The 741-nt window shown below is 32.3% G+C and carries 1 protein-coding gene; it reads right to left on the reverse strand.

Going from position 1 to position 741, the window contains the following annotated elements; translation table 11 throughout:
- Positions 1 to 741, reverse strand: a 741-nt coding sequence (locus tag CLCOS_RS00075) for a sigma-54 interaction domain-containing protein (RefSeq protein ID WP_193756599.1), incomplete at both ends; no start/stop codon positions are given.

Here is a 741-nt window from a genome sequence, read left to right on the forward strand (position 1 = left end):
TTTTGTGCTATATTCTTGACAAAATATTGAATAAGAAGAGGTATATCCTTTTTTCTTTCTCTAAGTGGAGGTAAGAATAAAGGCAGCACATTTAGCCTATAATATAGATCCTTTCTAAATCTTCCAGCTTCCACTTCTTTTTTTAAATCTCTGTTTGTAACAGCTATAATTCTTACATCTACAGGTATAGATTTTGAACTCCCAATTCTCGTTATTACACCTTCCTGTACAACTCTTAGAAGCTTTGTCTGCATATCAAGAGGCATTTCTCCAATTTCATCAAGCATTATAGTTCCGCCATCTGCCAATTCAAATTTTCCAAGATTACCACCCTTTTTTGCTCCTGTAAAAGCTCCTTCTTCATATCCAAAAAGTTCTGACTCTATAAGTTGTTTAGGTATAGCACCACAATTTAAAGCCACAAATGGTCCATCTACTCTGCTGCTGTAATTATGAATGGACTGTGCAAACACTTCTTTTCCCGTACCGCTTTCTCCCATTATAAGTATAGTTGATTTACTATCTGAAATCTTTTTTGCATAATTTATTACTTTTGTAAAGTTTTCATCCTGCCCCATTATTTTACCAAAAGTATAGTAAGCCTGGCCATTATTCTTTTTATTTACCTTTTTAGCTTTTTCAAAAACATAAACTATCTCAATATTATTATCATCATCACAATTGTATATTGAGCTAGTAGTTACTTGATACTGAATCTTATTTCTTAGTGAAACCATAATT

The organism is Clostridium coskatii (assembly GCF_001675205.1).
Taxonomy (GTDB): Bacteria; Bacillota; Clostridia; order Clostridiales; family Clostridiaceae; genus Clostridium_B; species Clostridium_B ljungdahlii.